The sequence below is a fragment of the Enterobacter sp. SCRI0065 genome (assembly GCF_059766475.1).
The window spans coordinates 1,166,464-1,182,371 of sequence record NZ_JCBAJB010000001.1; the positions used below are offsets into that span (position 1 = coordinate 1,166,464).

Below are 15,908 nucleotides of genomic sequence, written 5' to 3' on the forward strand. Positions count from 1 at the left end.
GTATTAATTTTTAAATCACTAAACTTCTCGGAGGAGAAAAATGGAACACTTACCTGCACTGAGAGCTGATTATTTCGATCAGCAGATTGCTGAACGCCTGCAGCACCAGGAGCCGCCACGCATTCTGCTTTTGTATGGCTCAGTAAGAGAGCGCTCATACAGTCGTTTTGCAGCAGAAGAAGCGGGTCGCCTGCTGACGGCGATGGGGGCAGAGATAAAGCTGTTTAACCCATCAGGTTTGCCTCTTCCGGATGATGCCCCGGATACACACCCTAAAGTCACCGAATTACGCGGTCTGGTCCGGTGGTGTGACGGAATGGTGTGGAGTTCCCCGGAGCGGCATGGGGCAATGAGTGCGGTGATGAAAGCACAAATTGACTGGATCCCTTTAAGCGAAGGGGCCGTTCGTCCTTCCCAGGGAAAAACTCTGGCGGTCATGCAGGTCTGCGGCGGTTCGCAGTCCTTCAACGCCGTGAACCAGATGCGTATTCTTGGACGCTGGATGCGGATGTTCACGATACCCAACCAGTCCTCAGTGGCTAAAGCCTGGCAGGAATTCGATGAGAATGGGCGAATGAAACCTTCGTCCTGGTATGATCGTATCGTCGATGTGTCCGAAGAGTTGTTTAAAATCACGCTGCTGCTCAAGGGTCAAACCGGCTACCTTGCAGACCGTTATAGTGAACGAAAGGAGAGTCATAAGGAGCTTTCATCCCGCGTCAACCAGGAGAAAATATAACGTTCGTTTCTTAGTTAAATGAAAGGTCCGCTGAGAGCGAAAAGCGGAGATTTTGTTGTGTTTATTGCCTACAGACTTAAAAGGTTCGTAACTGAATCTATCCATGATCTACGGGACGATGTAGATTGGAAATGTAGAGACAACGCTACATCCTCTCGCAAAAAAAGCAGCGTAGACCCAATGACCGAAAATCAGCCCGCATAAAGATGAGGTTTATACAATTCATGTGAAAATATTTAAAAATAAGAAATCATGAGATTGTATAGGTTATAGCCTTGTCATATCTTCAAAGTGTGTATCTAACCTAAAGGAATAAATATCATGTTTAAGCGTCGCACTATCAAAACTGCACTTGCGGCGGTTATATCTCTCACTGTCCTTGCAGCACCAGTTTTTGCAAACCCAGGTAACGGTAATGGCGGAGGTGGGCAAGGCAATGGCGGAGGTAATCACGGTAACAGTGGTAATAGTGGTAACCATAGCAACAGCGGAAAAAGCGCCGACAATGGGAACAAAGGTCAGGGTAATGAAAAGTCTAATAAGGATCATGGAAACCGCAAAAACTACGGCAAACCAGACCATGTTGACTCCGACATCAGCTTCTCCCGAGCTCGCTCATTTGCTGTAAATTATGGCCTTGTTGGATATCAGGCGCTGCCGCCGGGTATCGCTAAAAATGTAGTACGAGGTAAACCATTGCCTCCAGGTATTGCTAAGAAAACTTTGCCAGCATCAATGATTAACGATTTGCCATATTACCCGGGCTACGAATGGCGAGCCGTTGGTAATGATTTGGTGCTTGTTGCTTTAAGCACGGCCATTGTGACTTCAGTCATTAATGGTGTTTTCGATTAATTCGTCCCCGCCATCGAATGCCCTGCATCCGCGGGGCTTCTTTTTCCAACCTCCTGAGACAATATGCCTTAGTTTATTAACGAAACAGGGTAATAGTGATGTCTGCTTCTGGCACAAAGTGGACGTGAAAATCATAAATATGTAGTTCCTCCATGCAGTTTGAGATCATCCCTAAACGACTATTTCCTAACCCTAGAAATTCATTTTTTAAACCTTCCTGTCAGGAAACCTTGCAAAAACCGTAAGATAAGTTTATAAATGCACTGTACGTATGTACAGTATTTCAATGCGGAGGGAAAATGAAAGTTGAGTTAACTATTGATCGCATGAAGAAACTTCCAGAGGGAGCCTTACCAGCGTTGGAGACTGAGCTACAAAAGCGACTGACTAAACAATTCACAAACTGCAAACTAACCATCAGGCGCGCGAGTACTGATGGCCTTACAGTTTTTGGTGGTGATAAAAAGGAAGTTGAGTGTCTGGTTCAGGAGACTTGGGAAAGCGCGGACGAGTGGTTTTATTGATCGCATAAACTTTAAAGGGGCAATTTCAAAGAGTATCGCTCGTTGCGTTAACAGAATTGCTCCCGATAATTATTAACTGCGTCAATATGTCGCTCAGGGAGGAAATAGTGAGAATTACCGGTACTTTTACAGCGGATGACCAATGGTATGATGTGGTCAGAAGAGGCGATAAGGCAGTTATTTACAGCTTCCCGGCAGATGGAAGATATCTGGTGTATCGCGTAAATGGATTGGTTTCATTGCGTCCTCTTCTTGAGGATGAAGAAATCTTTACCCTCAACGGGTTTATGCAATTTGCTACACGCCTCGGCTATCGACTTATCCCACCGTCTGATATTATTCCTTCATAGGCCTGAACAACCTATACCTGATGCGCCACGGAGAGAACCATGGCGCTCGAATTACAACTCATTAAGCACCACACAGGAATACTGATCCCGGCCACACCCGAGACCAGCGATATTCTGCAATCAAAAATCCGTCTCGGCGATGTTCTCGTTGCTGATTTCAAACGTGTCCGTAACCCGGCATTTCATCGGCGTTTCTTCGCGCTCCTCAATCTCGGTTTTGAATACTGGGAGCCAGCCGGCGGTGCTATCTCGAGTAATGAGCGAAAGCTGATCACCGGCTACGCCAAATTTCTCGCGTCATACGCCGGGAATGAAACGACGTTAATCGATGCCGCTGAACAGTATCTTGAGCAAATCGCAAGCCGGCGTGTCACGAACGGCATTAGTTTGTGCAAATCGTTCGATGCGTACCGGTCCTGGGTGATCGTCGAAGCAGGGCACTTTGATGCCATCCAGCTTCCTGACGGTACGCTCCGAAAACACCCCCGCAGCATCTCATTCGCCAACATGGACGAACTCGAATTCCAGCAGCTTTATAAAGCTGCGCTCGATGTTTTGTGGCGGTGGATTTTATCCATGTCCTTCAACAGCCAAAGTGACGCAGAAAATGTCGCCGCGCAGTTGATTGGCTTCGCGGGGTGATGGGGATGAGGAAGACCTGGTTCCACCACACCGAGTGCAGTACCGAACAGGCTGACGAATTGCTACAACGCTATAAAGCGCGGGGCGTGCGTGTTGAGCGCAGCCTAAACCCGGATTATGTCACCTGGACCGTCAGTGCTTACCTGCCAACATCAAACTCACCAGCGCGCCCGAATAGCCGCTGGCGTAACCAGATGTGGGGGTGAGAGTGAATATATATCAGATAACTTTACCCTGGCCGCCGAGCAACAATCGGTATTACCGGCATAACCGCGGTCGGACGCATATCAGCGCAGACGGCGTTGCCTATCGGAACTCAGTGGCCATGATCATTCGCAATAGTCAGCTGAATATCCGCACGGCCGCACCGCTCAAACTCCGCATCGAGTGCCACATGCCCGACCGCCGGCGCCGCGATCTGGATAACCTCCAGAAAGCCGCATTCGACGCTTTGACCAAAGCTGGTTTCTGGCTTGATGACTGCCAGGTTGTGGATTATCGCGTTGTGAAAATGCCGATCGTTAAAGGCGGGAAGTTAGAACTAACCATTACCGAATTGGGGACCGCATGAATCTTGAAAATACACTCAAATATCACTTCGCCAAATCGACGATGATTAGCGACTCTCCGCGAGCTACTGCGTCTGACTCATTAACCGGAACGGATATTATGGCGGCCATGGGCATGACCCAGGAGCGGGCCGCCATGGGTTACAGCGCTTTTCTTGGGAAGATGGGCATCAGTAGTCACGACCGGGAGAGGGCGATTGAAATGCTGGTGGAATACGCGCTGACCAAATGTGACAAGATTGCCGCATTGAGGAAACTCGATGCCAAAATTAAGCCGCTGGTCATTCATCAGTTGGCTACATTTGCTTTCGAGGACTACTCGCGCAGCGCCGCCAGCGTGAGACATTGCGATTGCTGCTCAGGGAGTGGCTTTATTGAGGCCGATGTTTTCACTATGAAATCGCACTACACCATGAAACTCCCACAGTTCGCAAAAGACCTAAAGCAATCTCCGAGTGATTTCGAGGTAAAACGCCAGATTCGCGAGACAGTCAAAGTGCTTTGCACAAGTTGTAAGGGGAAGCGGGTCGTGAGTTGCGCATGTAATGACTGCCTGGGGCGCGGCAAAGCAGTTAACAAAAAGCTCACCGAACAACAGGGTGTACCGGTCCTGACTGATTGCAAGCGTTGTAGTGGAAGAGGGTTCGAGCGTATTCCTTCAACTGAGGCGCATGCGGCTGTTTGCCTGATTACTGATGCCATCACGCTTGATACCTGGAAAAAGTCAGTTAAACCATTCTACGACCAGTTGATCACGAAATTCGATATCGAAGAGGCATGGGCAGAGGGACAGCTAAAACGGATAACTAGATAGTTGGTTATTTAATAGCTCTCGATATTATCGTAAGCTATTTACTTTTCCCGAATCTGTGTTAATTTATCTCTAACGATGGGTTACTGACTTCGTTGAACTAGCAAAAAATTCCAGCCCTGCGGTTTACACCGTGGGGCTTTTTTATGCCCTCGCAAAGATACCTTGCTGTTCGTTCCAACCAGAGTTATCTGTATGTCACGCCATTACAAAGGGTAAAAAGACATGCTAAATCAGTTGGATATGACAGAAGAAGCAAAAGCAGTTTTAAATGAATTAGCCGACGCGCCGGCTACTGCTGGCGAGATAGCGCAGAATACCCACCTCACCCGCGAACGCTGCCAGTTAATACTCACACAGCTGGTGTTGGCTGGATTATCAGAATATCAATTTGGTTGTTACAAGCGCCTCCAGTGATGGGGGCTTTTTTTGTGGGAATGGGCGGCTGGTGGGTGTTGTAGCACCCGGCCAGCCATTTGCTCATGTAGAAGGTCACAAGCGAACCAAGGCCCACCGCTTTAGCGCTAAAGCAGAGTGAGCCTACCAGAGACCGGCTTACTGATCTATGAAAAATACTGTAAAAATAAACAGTGCTGAATTAGTCAACGCTGATTGCCTTCAATATGTTGCTTCACTCCCCGATAACTCCATCGATCTGATAGTTACCGACCCGCCTTACTTTAAAGTTAAACCGAACGGATGGGACAATCAGTGGAACGGTGACACTGACTATCTGCGCTGGCTGGATATTTGCCTAGCGCAGTTCTGGCGAGTACTCAAGCCTGCTGGAAGCATTTACCTGTTTTCTGGCCATAGGCTCGCCGCCGATATCGAAATTATGATGCGTGAGCGGTTCAAAGTGCTTAACCACATCATCTGGGCGAAACCTTCAGGCAGGTGGAATGGGTGCAATAAAGAAAGTTTGCGCTCCTATTTTCCAACTACAGAGAGAATACTCTTCGCGGAACACTATCAGGGGCCATACAAGCCGAAGGACAGTGGCTATGAGGAAAAATCACGAGAGCTTAAACAGCATGTTCTGAGCCCACTGATTTCGTACTTCCGCGATGCTCGCGAAGCGCTGGGGGTTACGTCGAAAGAGATCGCCGATGCCACTGGCAAGAAGAATATGGCGTCCCACTGGTTCGGCGCTAGCCAGTGGCAGCTGCCGAACGAAGTGGACTACCACAAGTTGCAGATGCTATTTGAGCGGATCGCAAAAGAGAAGTTTCAGCGTAACGAACTTGATACGACACATCACCAGCTGGTGGAAGAATGGCAGTGTCTAAATCGACAATATTCAGAGTTGCTGGAGGAATACAAATCCCTTCGGCGGCATTTCTCCGTTTCTGTTTCCGTACCTTATACCGATGTCTGGACACATAAACCTGTTCAGTTCTACCCAGGAAAACACCCCTGCGAAAAACCTGCGGATATGCTGCAGCAAATTATCAATGCCAGCAGCCAGCCGGGCGATGTAGTCGCTGATTTCTTTATGGGGTCAGGTTCGACACTCAAAGCAGCGCTGCAGCTTGGACGAAAAGCCATTGGTGTAGAGCTTGAGGAAGAGCGATTTAGCCAAACAGTTAAAGAAGTAAGAAAATTCCTAAAGGATTAAGGGGGCTATCCTGCCGGTTGGTATAGGTCCTATTTTAAGTGCTACCTTTTTGAAGGCATTTGATAATGCTCTCGATATAATAATTACATCGCGCGGACTTCGGTCCGCTACGCAGAGACAACTGCATGACCCATTGACCAGTGATGTCTACTGGTCATTTTTTTCCGCCATTAGCTCAATTGGAGAGAGCACGGAGCTTCTACCTCTGTGGTTCGGGGTTCGAATCCTCGATGGCGGACCATCTGATCACACCATAATTAATCTTCAAAATGCTGCCATCCGGCGGCCTTTTAACTTCCTCAATTACGCACCCGCTACTTAGTGAGGTGAGAGTATGTATCGCATGGATAAACTAACGACTGGTATTGCTTACGGGGCATCAGCCGGGAACGCTGGGTTTTGGATGTTTCAGATACTCGATAAAGTCAGTCCATCGCAATGGGCTGCAATCGGCGTGCTTGGCAGCCTTCTTTTCGGTTTCCTGACATACCTGACAAACCTGTATTTTAAAATTAAAGATGATCGGCGTAAGGCCGCGCGAGGTTAATGATGGGAAACAAAGCGAAGCTTAGCGCTGCAATGATATCCCTGATTGCTGCTGGCGCATCAGCACCGGTTTTGTTTGATCAGTTCATTAGTGAGAAAGAAGGTAATGTATTTGTGGCCATCATAGACCCTGGCGGAGTGTGGTCACTGTGCCACGGTGTAACGGTCATTGATGGCAAGCCAGTCATTAAAGGGATGAAAGCAACAGAATCCCAGTGCAAGAAAGTGAACGCCGTCGAGCGTGACAAAGCGTTGGCATGGGTGGATCGAAATATCAAAGTGCCGCTCACTGAACCACAGAAAGTTGGTATTGCTTCATTCTGCCCATACAATATCGGTCCCGGTAAATGCTTTCCGTCCACGTTCTATCAGCGGATTAATGCTGGCGACCGTAAAGGCGCATGCGAAGCGATTCGTTGGTGGATTAAAGATGGTGGTCGAGACTGCCGAATAACCAAAGGCCAGAAGAACGGCTGTTATGGTCAGGTAGAACGTCGTGATCAGGAAAGCGCGCTAACTTGCTGGGGAGTGGATATATGAGCCGTCTCACTACAATCATCTGCACGGTAGCCATTCTCCTGCTGGTATCAATGGCATGGGCGGTTAGCCATTATCGCGGCAATGCCATCACCTACAAAAGCCAGCGTGATAAAGCCACTGAAAATCTAAACCTGGTGAACGCTACCATCAAAGACATGCAGACACGTCAGCGAGATCTTGCTGTACTGGATGCCAAATACACAGGAGAACTCGCTGATGCGAAAGCCAAGCTCAATGATCTGCAGCGCTGCGTTAGCTCTGGCAAGTGTGGGTTGCGCATCAACGCAAAATGTCCCACGAACGGAACGGCCAGCCCCACCAGCATGGATGATGCAGCCAGCCCCCGACCTACTGACGCCGCTGAACGGGATTATTTCACCCTCAGAGAGCGAATCGAAACCGTCGCCAAACAACTGACTGGACTGCAGGCGTATGTGCGTGAGCAGTGTTTAAGATAAAAAATCCCTCAAGAGAGGGAAATCTGATCGTCTCTAGAGGGTGGCAATTGCAGAAAGAATGCACATTTCGTTACAAAAGTGAGTCTGCTAATAATCATTGATATATGTCTTAAGAAATTTCTTAATTACATATCCTGAATCTTAAGCGAGCTATAATATCGATATCATGCTTCATCTTATTCCCTGGTAATTGTTTCTGCCGCTCTATCCGAGCGGCTTTTTTTAGCGAATTCACGATGAAGCTATAAAGCGGACATATTGCAGCAGACGATAGGTTGCAAAGAAGGCAGAGCCTCGCAATAGCGGGGCTTTTCTACGACCAGAAGAAGCATTTTAATAGTAAAAGTGATGTCACTTGATGGCGAAGAAAAGATTCATTGTGGCTTGAGGGTTGGTTTCAATCTGGGGCAGCAGAGCATTTCTGTATCTGACATGGACCTGAACATCTTCCTTAAAGAGGCTAAGGTTGCCTACGTGATGAATCAAAACGGTAAGAGGGTTTCACGTTACGACTACATTGTTCGCCAGTAGCCCTTACAAAGCCCTCATCGGGTGGGCTTGATAATAGTTACATCGATAAATAATGCATAAAAGCAGTTGAATGTGCTGTGATGTGGCACGATATGAACTTAAAAGTGCTGTCAAACAACACATGTGCGACCATCTCATTCTTAATGGGTGTGTATTTTTTTATAATGTATACACTCAGCCCACCTCATCTGAATTGTCCATCAGGCAGGTGTATTGGGTATCTTGAAGTCTTAGCTTTCCTGGGTGGCTCCGGATTATTTTGATTTTCACGATGAACAATGCTTTCAAAGGCCATGTGGTAGCATGGCCTTTTCTAACTATCTGCAATTTATCAAGTAGAAGCGCCCCCTGTTTAAAACAGATGCAGGACTGGATTGAGGTAGTTTATGAAAAAGGTTTTGATCTTCTTCAATTCGCAGCAGGCTGAAGTCGTTAATGTGCTCAAACCTGTTACAGCCATCATGCGAAGGTACCCAAACGGGGATGAAGTTTCGTTAAAAATAATGCTTTCCGGGGTTCATTCATTAACCGGGGATCATATTGAGATTTATGTCGCTTCTGACCGCGAACTCACTAATGACGAAGTTGTAAGTGCAGTGAATAAATACCTGTAAATATAACTTACTGACCTTTGAAGACACTTTGATCCTCTTGGTTATCAGGCCGTTTTAAAATTTACATTGAATAGAGATTATGGTGAATCCCCCTAAGCGGCGGGGCTAAGTAACCCGATAGCTCCTCTTCACTAGGGCTCATCGTGAACTTCTGAAGCAGCGAGTCATGGGGGTTATCCCAAAGGCTCACCGGGAGGCACCCGGCACCATATGCCAAAGCCCTTGCATCTCTGCAGGGGCTTTTTATTGCCATTACCATGGACTGACTCATCGTAATGGGAATACATACTTTCCCATGAATGCAATATGTACGAGGAAGAAACGAGGGATGCAGATTCATCCGTTACTGCTGAGGGTCACATTTAGCTTTGATATCGCCTACAAAGGATCCCACAGCATCTTGCGAGGCGCTACTAGAGTTTGTTCGGTTAAGCGTCATAAAAGCTTTAGTGCCATCAGTTGATATCTGCCATGTCTGAACAGTCATTCCCAAGCCTATATTGTACGTTCCTAACATCGAAGTTGGGCTTAAAACTGTATAGGTCATGATGCTATCTGTAACGGATGGGGAGTTTTTATCAATGTTGAGTACAAATACTTTTCCCGAGAAACCGTCTTTTTTGAACTGAAATTGATTGTATTGTTGGGAACCTACGCCAGTTAGATTGTTTACAACCCAGCATCCAGCATCCAGCATCCAGCATCCGCAGATGTGGCGGCTAATGTCAGCACAGCTCCAAATAAATACTTCTTTATCATTATTAACTATTCCTGCTTCTGATTTATATGAATGTAGCCAGCACAGAAATAATACACGCATCTCACGTTTGATAAAGATTCATCCACAGTTGCAGTTATAGAGAAAACAATGGCAAAACCGGACTGGGGCGTGCTTCAGCAACGGTTCCTGTCCGATCATGCCGAAACCAACGTATCACCGAAGGAATGGTGTGAAGCGCAGGGACTGAATTATGCGACCGCACGCCGTTACATCAAAAAGCTAACTGTACAAAGTGCGCAAAAACCTGCGCAGAAGAAACTGCGCACTGCGCAAAAGGAAAAGTGCGCAGATGAGCTGGTAGGTGATGATGGATTAACGGCACTACAAAGATGCTTTGTTGCGGAGTACTTGAAGGATCACAATGCCACACAGGCAGCTATCCGGGCGGGGTACAGCAAGCGGAATGCTGACAAAATCGGACCTGAGCTACTAGGGAAAACTAGGGTTGCGCAGGCAATTGCGCAGCAGCAGAAAGCCTCCATTGCGCGCACACTTGGTAGTGCCGATGACGTGCTCGCGCAGATGTGGCAGCTCGCCACCTTTGATGCCAATCAGCTCTCGCAATATCGCCGCGGCGCATGCCGTTACTGCTGGGGCTTTGGTCACCATTATCAGTGGCGCGATGCCGTAGAGTTTGATGAGGAGCTGGCTAAGGGTGAAGGACGAGAAGGAGCCAGGCAGCCAGAAGACACTGGCGGCTACGGTTACGACCACAACAAAGAGCCAAACCCACAATGCCCGCGCTGCAACGGCGACGGCATTGGCCAGCCTTACTTTCCTGATACACGTAAACTCCCGGCTGCTTCCAGGCTCGCCTATTCAGGTGTGAAGGTCGGCAAAAATGGCGTCGAAATCACAGCAATCAGCCGAGAACGAATGTTCGAAGCGGTGATGAAGCGGCTTGGCCTGGCAGATAGTGAGTTCGCACAGCGCGTGCAGCAGATCGAAATCGACCGTCGGCTGCTGGAGGTCGAGAAACTCCGCAAAGAGCTTGCCGGTGATGGCGATGATAAAGAACCAACACCAGTGCAAATCAATATCAACGTAGTGGATGCGAGGGCAGACGATGGGGATCAGCCCGACACTTAACATTCCTCAGGCTCGCTTCCTCGCTATGCAGCACAAATTCAAAGCTTACGTAGCCGGTTTTGGGTCGGGAAAGACTTGGGTAGGCTGTGGTGGCATCTGCAAGGGAATGTGGGAGTTCCCGAAAATCAACCAGGGCTACTTTGCGCCAACCTATCCTCAGATTCGTGACATCTTCTACCCGACGATTGAAGAGGTGGCTTTCGACTGGGGGCTGTCAGTCAAAATCAACGAGGGGAATAAAGAGGTTCACTTCTACGAGGGACGGCGTTACCGCGGAACGACAATCTGCCGCTCGATGGAAAAGCCAGGCTCGATAGTCGGTTTCAAAATCGGTAATGCGATGGTTGACGAACTGGACGTGATGGCGGCGGCCAAAGCCCAGCAGGCCTGGCGAAAAATCATCGCGCGCATGCGTTACAACGTTCCTGGTCTGAGAAACGGCATCGATGTCACGACCACGCCTGAGGGATTCAAGTTCGTCTATCAACAGTTCGTGAAGGCGGTACGTGACAAACCTGAGCTGGTGGCACTTTACGGACTAATCCAGGCCAGCACCTTCGACAACGCAAAGAATCTGCCTCCTGATTACATCCCGTCACTACTGAGCTCTTATCCGGATGAGCTGATTCAGGCTTATCTCCGCGGCAAGTTCACCAACCTGAACAGCGGGACTATTTACCACACATTCAACCGCAGGCTGAATAACTGTTCTGACGAGATTCAGGACAACGACCCACTGTTTATTGGTATGGACTTCAACGTGGGGAAAATGGCCGCGATTGTTCACGTTAAGCGCAACAGCTTGCCTCGCGCGGTACGTGAGCTGGTGAAAGTTTACGACACGCCAGCGATGATCAAGCGCATTCAGGAAGAGTTCTGGCGTTATGAAGATGGCCGCTATGTGAAAAGCCGGGAGATTTATATCTATCCGGATGCCTCGGGCGACTCCCGTAAATCGCAGAACGCCAGCAAGACCGATATCGCGCAGCTTAACGACGCCGGATTCAGCGTCATTGTCGATGATGCCAACCCGCCGGTGAAAGACCGCATCAACTCGATGAACGCCATGTTCTGCAATGCCAACGGTGAGCGCCGCTATTTGGTCAACGTCCAGAACTGTCCGGTCTACACGGAGAGCCTTGAGCAGCAGATATGGGCTGCAAACGGCGAGCCGGATAAGTCAGCAGATAACGATCACCCTAACGACGCTGGTGGGTACTTCATCGTGAAGGATTACCCGATCGTGAAACCAGCATACTCAATCACCATGGACACCACTTTCTGATATGGCAAACGACGACATCACCTGGGTTCGACCAGAACACCGGGCGGCTTCTGCTGCCTGGAAGAAATACCGGGACTTCTGCAAGGGTGCTGAAGCGGTTAAGGATGCAGGTAATAAATATCTGCCGCTTCTCGATCCGACCGATAAAACCTCCCGCAACCGTAAGCGCAACGAGGACTACCTGAGCCGTGCGGTTTTCTACGCCATAACAGGCAATACGAAAATCGGTCTGCTCGGGTTGTTGAATCTGACGAGTTGTATGCACAACAGTACCGGGTGATTAGTGTCACTGATAATGATGATGGGACCTATACCATCACTGGGGCAAATCATGATCCGGACAAATATGCTCGTATCGATACCGGAGCAATCATCGACCAGCGACCAATGAGCGTCATTCCACCAGGCAATCAGTCATCGCCTGCTGACATTGTGATTAGCTCTTTCTCGGTGGTACAGCAGAATATCAGTATCGAAACCATGCGCGTGAGCTGGGACCAGGCGCAGAACGCTATCGCCTATGAAGCCCAGTGGCGCCGCAACGAAGGGAACTGGGTTAATGTCCCCCGCACCTCAACCACGTCATTCGACGTTCCGGGGATTTATACCGGACGCTACCTGGTGCGCGTGCGCGCAATCAACGCCGCAGAAATATCCTCAGGCTGGGGCTATTCAAAAGAGAAAACGCTGACGGGTAAAGTGGGCAATCCACCGCAGCCGGTTGGCTTCATCGCTTCTGAAAACGTGGTATTCGGTATTGAGCTGAACTGGGGATTCCCGGCGAATACCGACGACACGCTGAAGACGGAAATTCAATACAGCCTGACCGGTACCGAAGACGATCCCATGCTGCTGGCCGATGTGCCTTACCCGCAGCGCAAATATCAGCAGATGGGCCTTAAGGCTGGGCAGATTTTCTGGTACCGCGCGCAACTGGTGGACCGCAGCGGCAACGAATCAGGTTACACAGAATGGGTGCGAGGACAAGCCAGCATCGATGTTTCCGACATCACCGATGTGATCCTAGAGGAAATTAAAGACTCTGATACCTTCAAAGACCTGATCGAGAACGCGGTGGACAGCAATGAAAAAATTGCTGGCATGGTTAACGATATCAAACAGGCCAACGATGACCTTGAGCAACAGGCGAAGGAGATCGCCAAAAATGCCCAGGACACCGGGGAGGTTCAGACCAGCGTCAATGAGCTTTCCAGTACGGTCGGGAAAGTGTCGTCATCCCTGACTCAGCTTGAGCAAACGGTGGCAACAGAAGATGCCGCACTGGGCCAGCGAATCGACAGCATCAGCGTGTCTGTGGACGGTATGACGGGTGGGGTGAAGAACTCAGCCATCGCGATTATCCAGGGTAACCTGGCGCAGGTGGCCGCGCGTAAAACGCTGTCGGCATCGGTTGCCGGTAACAGCGCGCAACTGGACCGTATTGATGAGGTGATCGTCAACGAGAAGGAGGCCACGTCGCGTTCGCTGTTGGCCCTGCAGACGGATGTGAACGGCAACAAAGCATCCATCAATAACCTGAACCAGACCTTCTCGGATTACCAGCAGGCTACGGCCACGCAGGTAAACGGCATTACGGCCACCGTCAATGGCCATACTTCAGCGATCACCACTAACGCTCAGGCCATAGCGAACGTTAATGGTGATCTGAAAGCGATGTATAACATCAAGGTTGGGGTCTCCAGCAATGGCCAGTATTACGCCGCGGGGATGGGGATCGGCGTGGAAAATACATCGTCCGGCATGCAGTCACAGGTCATCTTCCTGGCTGATCGCTTCGCTGTGACTCATCAGGCCGGAGCTACTGTTACGCTACCGTTTGTTATTCAGAACGGGCAGGTGATTATCAGGGATACGGTGATAGGCGATGGCACCATCAGTAACGCCAAAGTCGGCAACTACATCCAGTCCAATAACTATGTTGCCGGCTCGGCAGGCTGGAAACTGGATAAAGGGGGGACCCTTGAAATGAATGGCAGAACGGGTGGAGGGCAGCTCAAAATCACGGCTGACCGAATAGCTTTCTATGACGCTTCAAACCGGCCTCTGGTGGTAATGGGTAAACCGTTATGATGCAGATGTTTATCGAGGGAACCAGTTTTGATGCCACGAATGCAATGGGTTTTACTTACGTGATAGATCACCTTGTTGTTAACGGTAGTGGTACCAAAACTTACGCCACCGCTGGTTTTGACTTTGCCGTTACAGCAATGAATAACACCCTTGCGAATAATGAGCAAAACAACACTATCACTGCTTCAGTCTCAGGCAACACGCTTTCATGGAACACTACGATACCATTGAGGTTAGTGGTAACTGCAACGGCAAAGTCAGGTGCGAGTAGCTCGTATGCAGGCTTTGCTTTATATCATTATCCATCAGGTGTGAGAACGGTAAAGCTTGCACCTGACTTTACCCCCTTCGTATTGAGTAAGGTGATTGATATCGAGGCTGGGGCAAGGACGATTGATACCGGCGTCCCAGTGGGCGCCGGGATTATTGTTTTTATCAGGAATCGTAACAATCAGGGGGGGAATTTGAGCCGGTCTTTCTTCACTCAGGTTGAAAGCGGTGGTACATATCGCTTGCAGTTTGCTAATGCCGCTCAGAATCAGTATCCAACCCGCGTATACATCTTCTCAAAAGTATTGCCTCCCAACCCGTCTGCTGGTTTCTATATGTACCGTGACGGAGTGATGGTCTGGCATAATAACTGCATGCCTCTTGATGCGAAGTTTATAACGCAGTCTTACATGGAATCTGACCAGCCTCTTGCCGTTACAACTGGCATCACAAGTTTTATGTATATCCCGCAGGACCCTTCTTATCCCAACTACGGGTATCAAAATTACACCTGTTCCGGGGCAGGGATTGGCACTAACGGTAAGTGGAGAACTAACAGTACCGAGGTTTATCAGTCAACGCTTGGGAGTGTAAGCCTCACGATTAGGCCATGGGTGGTCGGAACAAAGGTCATGTATATAGACTGCGCCCCGTATGATCAGTATTACAAATACTCACTTGGTATTTAACTTTTACTCAGTATATCCAAACCTGTCGCATTCAGTTGTTTTGGTAAAAGATTCCTGCGGCATCCACTGAAAGGCAAAACTTCCACCGGAAAGGTATTCTGTTGTTTTAAATGGCTTTCTGACACCGAAGACAGGGATGGAAACTCTGTTCTTCGCTATCACGGCCTCATTGTAACAAATGGGCGGTGTATTACTCGCGCATCCGGTAGTCAGCAACACTGTCGTTATGATTATTGCAGTTGCGTAGAGCTTATTCATAAATAATCCTTTTATCGTTCATGTCAATATTCCCCGGTCATTCTATGTGCAGGTAATCAAATAGCGAAATTGGTAAAACAGATCAATATTCATTTATTGATCGCTCAAAACGATCAATCTTATTTTGGAGATAGTCATGCTTTATAACACTGGCACCATCGCTATAAACGGAAATACCGCAACCGGCACCGGCACTAACTGGACAGCACCCGCCAGCCAGGTACGCGCTGGCCAGACGATTATCGTCATGTCAAATCCGGTTCAGTTGTTCCAGATTTCATCTGTGTATAGCGCCACGTCCCTGACGGTAACGCCAGCCGCGTCCCCGGCTCTTAGCGGGCAGAAATACGGCATTCTGGTATCAGACAATATCTCGGTCGATGGACTCGCTCAGGCGATGTCTCAGCTCATCAAAGACTATGACGAGAATATTGGCGCGTGGGAAACATTCGCGACTACCTCAGCAAACCAGAATATCACCGTAACCATCAACGGCACCCCTGTTACGATCCCCGGTATAGGTGGACTGGCCAGAAAGGGGGCAAACAGCGATATCACTGAGCTGAAAGGGCTTACTACTGCGCTATCTGTTGCACAAGGCGGTACCGGGGCAACGAAGGCAGAAGACGCTCGCACAAACCTCGGTTT

At 49.0% G+C, this 15,908-nt stretch carries 20 protein-coding genes, 1 tRNA gene and 3 pseudogenes; 22 read left to right on the forward strand and 2 right to left on the reverse strand.

Features of this window, described 5'->3' with window-relative positions; genetic code table 11:
• The first annotated feature begins 40 nt into the window (after positions 1 to 40).
• The 16 genes from arsH to AC6EMZ_RS05785 all read left to right on the forward strand — a co-directional run bounded on the left by arsH (position 41) and on the right by AC6EMZ_RS05785 (position 8,797).
• Complete coding sequence (gene arsH / locus AC6EMZ_RS05710) at positions 41 to 739, forward strand: arsenical resistance protein ArsH (protein ID WP_279264779.1); 699 nt, start codon at positions 41 to 43, stop codon at positions 737 to 739.
• Between the two features lie 321 nt (positions 740 to 1,060).
• Positions 1,061 to 1,594: an anti-virulence regulator CigR family protein gene (locus AC6EMZ_RS05715; RefSeq protein ID WP_498401430.1), complete on the forward strand. Its 534-nt coding sequence runs from the start codon at positions 1,061 to 1,063 to the stop codon at positions 1,592 to 1,594.
• A 299-nt stretch (positions 1,595 to 1,893) separates the two neighbouring features.
• Entirely contained in the window at positions 1,894 to 2,118 is a 225-nt protein-coding gene (locus tag AC6EMZ_RS05720; RefSeq protein WP_498401431.1) for a DinI family protein, read from the forward strand.
• A 107-nt stretch (positions 2,119 to 2,225) separates the two neighbouring features.
• Positions 2,226 to 2,468 (forward strand): hypothetical protein, encoded by a 243-nt coding sequence (locus AC6EMZ_RS05725; RefSeq protein WP_498401432.1) that lies wholly within the window; start codon positions 2,226 to 2,228, stop codon positions 2,466 to 2,468.
• Between the two features lie 39 nt (positions 2,469 to 2,507).
• Positions 2,508 to 3,110, forward strand: coding sequence for a DUF1367 family protein (locus AC6EMZ_RS05730; RefSeq protein ID WP_498401433.1), 603 nt, complete (start codon positions 2,508 to 2,510; stop codon positions 3,108 to 3,110).
• Positions 3,110 to 3,316 (forward strand): hypothetical protein, encoded by a 207-nt coding sequence (locus tag AC6EMZ_RS05735; RefSeq protein ID WP_498401434.1) that lies wholly within the window; start codon positions 3,110 to 3,112, stop codon positions 3,314 to 3,316. The genes AC6EMZ_RS05730 and AC6EMZ_RS05735 overlap by 1 nt, the downstream gene beginning before the upstream one ends.
• 2 nt (positions 3,317 to 3,318) lie before the next feature.
• Positions 3,319 to 3,681 (forward strand): crossover junction endodeoxyribonuclease RusA, encoded by a 363-nt coding sequence (gene rusA / locus AC6EMZ_RS05740; protein ID WP_498401435.1) that lies wholly within the window; start codon positions 3,319 to 3,321, stop codon positions 3,679 to 3,681.
• A complete protein-coding gene (locus tag AC6EMZ_RS05745; RefSeq protein WP_498401436.1) occupies positions 3,678 to 4,493 on the forward strand; it encodes an antitermination protein in 816 nt (271 codons plus the stop codon). Before rusA ends, AC6EMZ_RS05745 begins: the two co-directional genes overlap by 4 nt.
• A 222-nt stretch (positions 4,494 to 4,715) precedes the next feature.
• Complete coding sequence (locus AC6EMZ_RS05750; RefSeq protein ID WP_498401437.1) at positions 4,716 to 4,907, forward strand: TrmB family transcriptional regulator; 192 nt, start codon at positions 4,716 to 4,718, stop codon at positions 4,905 to 4,907.
• Between the two features lie 148 nt (positions 4,908 to 5,055).
• Positions 5,056 to 6,108, forward strand: a complete 1,053-nt coding sequence (locus AC6EMZ_RS05755; RefSeq protein ID WP_133632232.1) for a DNA methyltransferase — start codon at positions 5,056 to 5,058, stop codon at positions 6,106 to 6,108.
• Positions 6,109 to 6,272: 164 nt separating this feature from the next.
• Positions 6,273 to 6,349: transfer RNA gene (locus AC6EMZ_RS05760), tRNA-Arg, on the forward strand.
• Between the two features lie 93 nt (positions 6,350 to 6,442).
• Complete coding sequence (locus AC6EMZ_RS05765) at positions 6,443 to 6,655, forward strand: class II holin family protein (protein WP_133632231.1); 213 nt, start codon at positions 6,443 to 6,445, stop codon at positions 6,653 to 6,655.
• A 2-nt stretch (positions 6,656 to 6,657) separates the two neighbouring features.
• Positions 6,658 to 7,194: a lysozyme gene (locus AC6EMZ_RS05770; RefSeq protein WP_498401487.1), complete on the forward strand. Its 537-nt coding sequence runs from the start codon at positions 6,658 to 6,660 to the stop codon at positions 7,192 to 7,194.
• Complete coding sequence (locus tag AC6EMZ_RS05775; RefSeq protein WP_498401438.1) at positions 7,191 to 7,652, forward strand: lysis protein; 462 nt, start codon at positions 7,191 to 7,193, stop codon at positions 7,650 to 7,652. The genes AC6EMZ_RS05770 and AC6EMZ_RS05775 overlap by 4 nt, the downstream gene beginning before the upstream one ends.
• Before the next feature lie 330 nt (positions 7,653 to 7,982).
• Positions 7,983 to 8,183 carry a hypothetical protein gene (locus tag AC6EMZ_RS05780; protein WP_133632401.1) on the forward strand — a complete coding sequence of 67 codons (201 nt, stop codon included), beginning with the start codon at positions 7,983 to 7,985 and terminating at the stop codon, positions 8,181 to 8,183.
• 386 nt (positions 8,184 to 8,569) lie between these two features.
• Positions 8,570 to 8,797 (forward strand): hypothetical protein, encoded by a 228-nt coding sequence (locus AC6EMZ_RS05785; RefSeq protein ID WP_133632229.1) that lies wholly within the window; start codon positions 8,570 to 8,572, stop codon positions 8,795 to 8,797.
• Positions 8,798 to 9,140: 343 nt separating this feature from the next.
• Here AC6EMZ_RS05785 and AC6EMZ_RS05790 read toward each other — a convergent pair whose 3' ends face one another.
• On the reverse strand, positions 9,141 to 9,617 hold the full coding sequence (locus AC6EMZ_RS05790) for a hypothetical protein (RefSeq protein WP_498401439.1): 477 nt from the start codon (positions 9,615 to 9,617) through the stop codon (positions 9,141 to 9,143).
• A 48-nt stretch (positions 9,618 to 9,665) separates the two neighbouring features.
• Here AC6EMZ_RS05790 and AC6EMZ_RS05795 point away from each other — a divergent pair, with 48 nt between their 5' ends.
• From AC6EMZ_RS05795 to AC6EMZ_RS05815, 5 genes and pseudogenes are all read left to right on the forward strand, one after another.
• The gene (locus AC6EMZ_RS05795; RefSeq protein ID WP_498401440.1) at positions 9,666 to 10,667 is read left to right on the forward strand and encodes a terminase small subunit; all 1,002 of its coding nucleotides are present in this window, start codon (positions 9,666 to 9,668) and stop codon (positions 10,665 to 10,667) included.
• A complete protein-coding gene (locus tag AC6EMZ_RS05800; protein ID WP_498401441.1) occupies positions 10,645 to 11,952 on the forward strand; it encodes a terminase large subunit domain-containing protein in 1,308 nt (435 codons plus the stop codon). Before AC6EMZ_RS05795 ends, AC6EMZ_RS05800 begins: the two co-directional genes overlap by 23 nt.
• Before the next feature lies 1 nt (position 11,953).
• Positions 11,954 to 12,193, forward strand: a pseudogene (locus tag AC6EMZ_RS05805) (DUF4055 domain-containing protein); the annotation flags it as partial.
• A pseudogene (locus tag AC6EMZ_RS05810) lies at positions 12,190 to 14,043 on the forward strand (TipJ family phage tail tip protein); the annotation flags it as partial. The pseudogenes AC6EMZ_RS05805 and AC6EMZ_RS05810, both read left to right, overlap by 4 nt.
• Positions 14,040 to 15,002 (forward strand): hypothetical protein, encoded by a 963-nt coding sequence (locus tag AC6EMZ_RS05815; RefSeq protein ID WP_498401442.1) that lies wholly within the window; start codon positions 14,040 to 14,042, stop codon positions 15,000 to 15,002. The pseudogene AC6EMZ_RS05810 and the gene AC6EMZ_RS05815, both read left to right, overlap by 4 nt.
• Positions 15,003 to 15,005: 3 nt before the next feature.
• Here the strand turns inward: AC6EMZ_RS05815 and cor are convergent, their stop codons facing one another.
• On the reverse strand, positions 15,006 to 15,260 hold the full coding sequence (gene cor / locus AC6EMZ_RS05820) for a phage exclusion lipoprotein Cor (protein WP_498401443.1): 255 nt from the start codon (positions 15,258 to 15,260) through the stop codon (positions 15,006 to 15,008).
• Between the two features lie 136 nt (positions 15,261 to 15,396).
• Between cor and AC6EMZ_RS05825 the strand changes: the two are divergent.
• Positions 15,397 to 15,908 (forward strand): annotated as a pseudogene (locus tag AC6EMZ_RS05825) (tail fiber domain-containing protein); the annotation flags it as partial.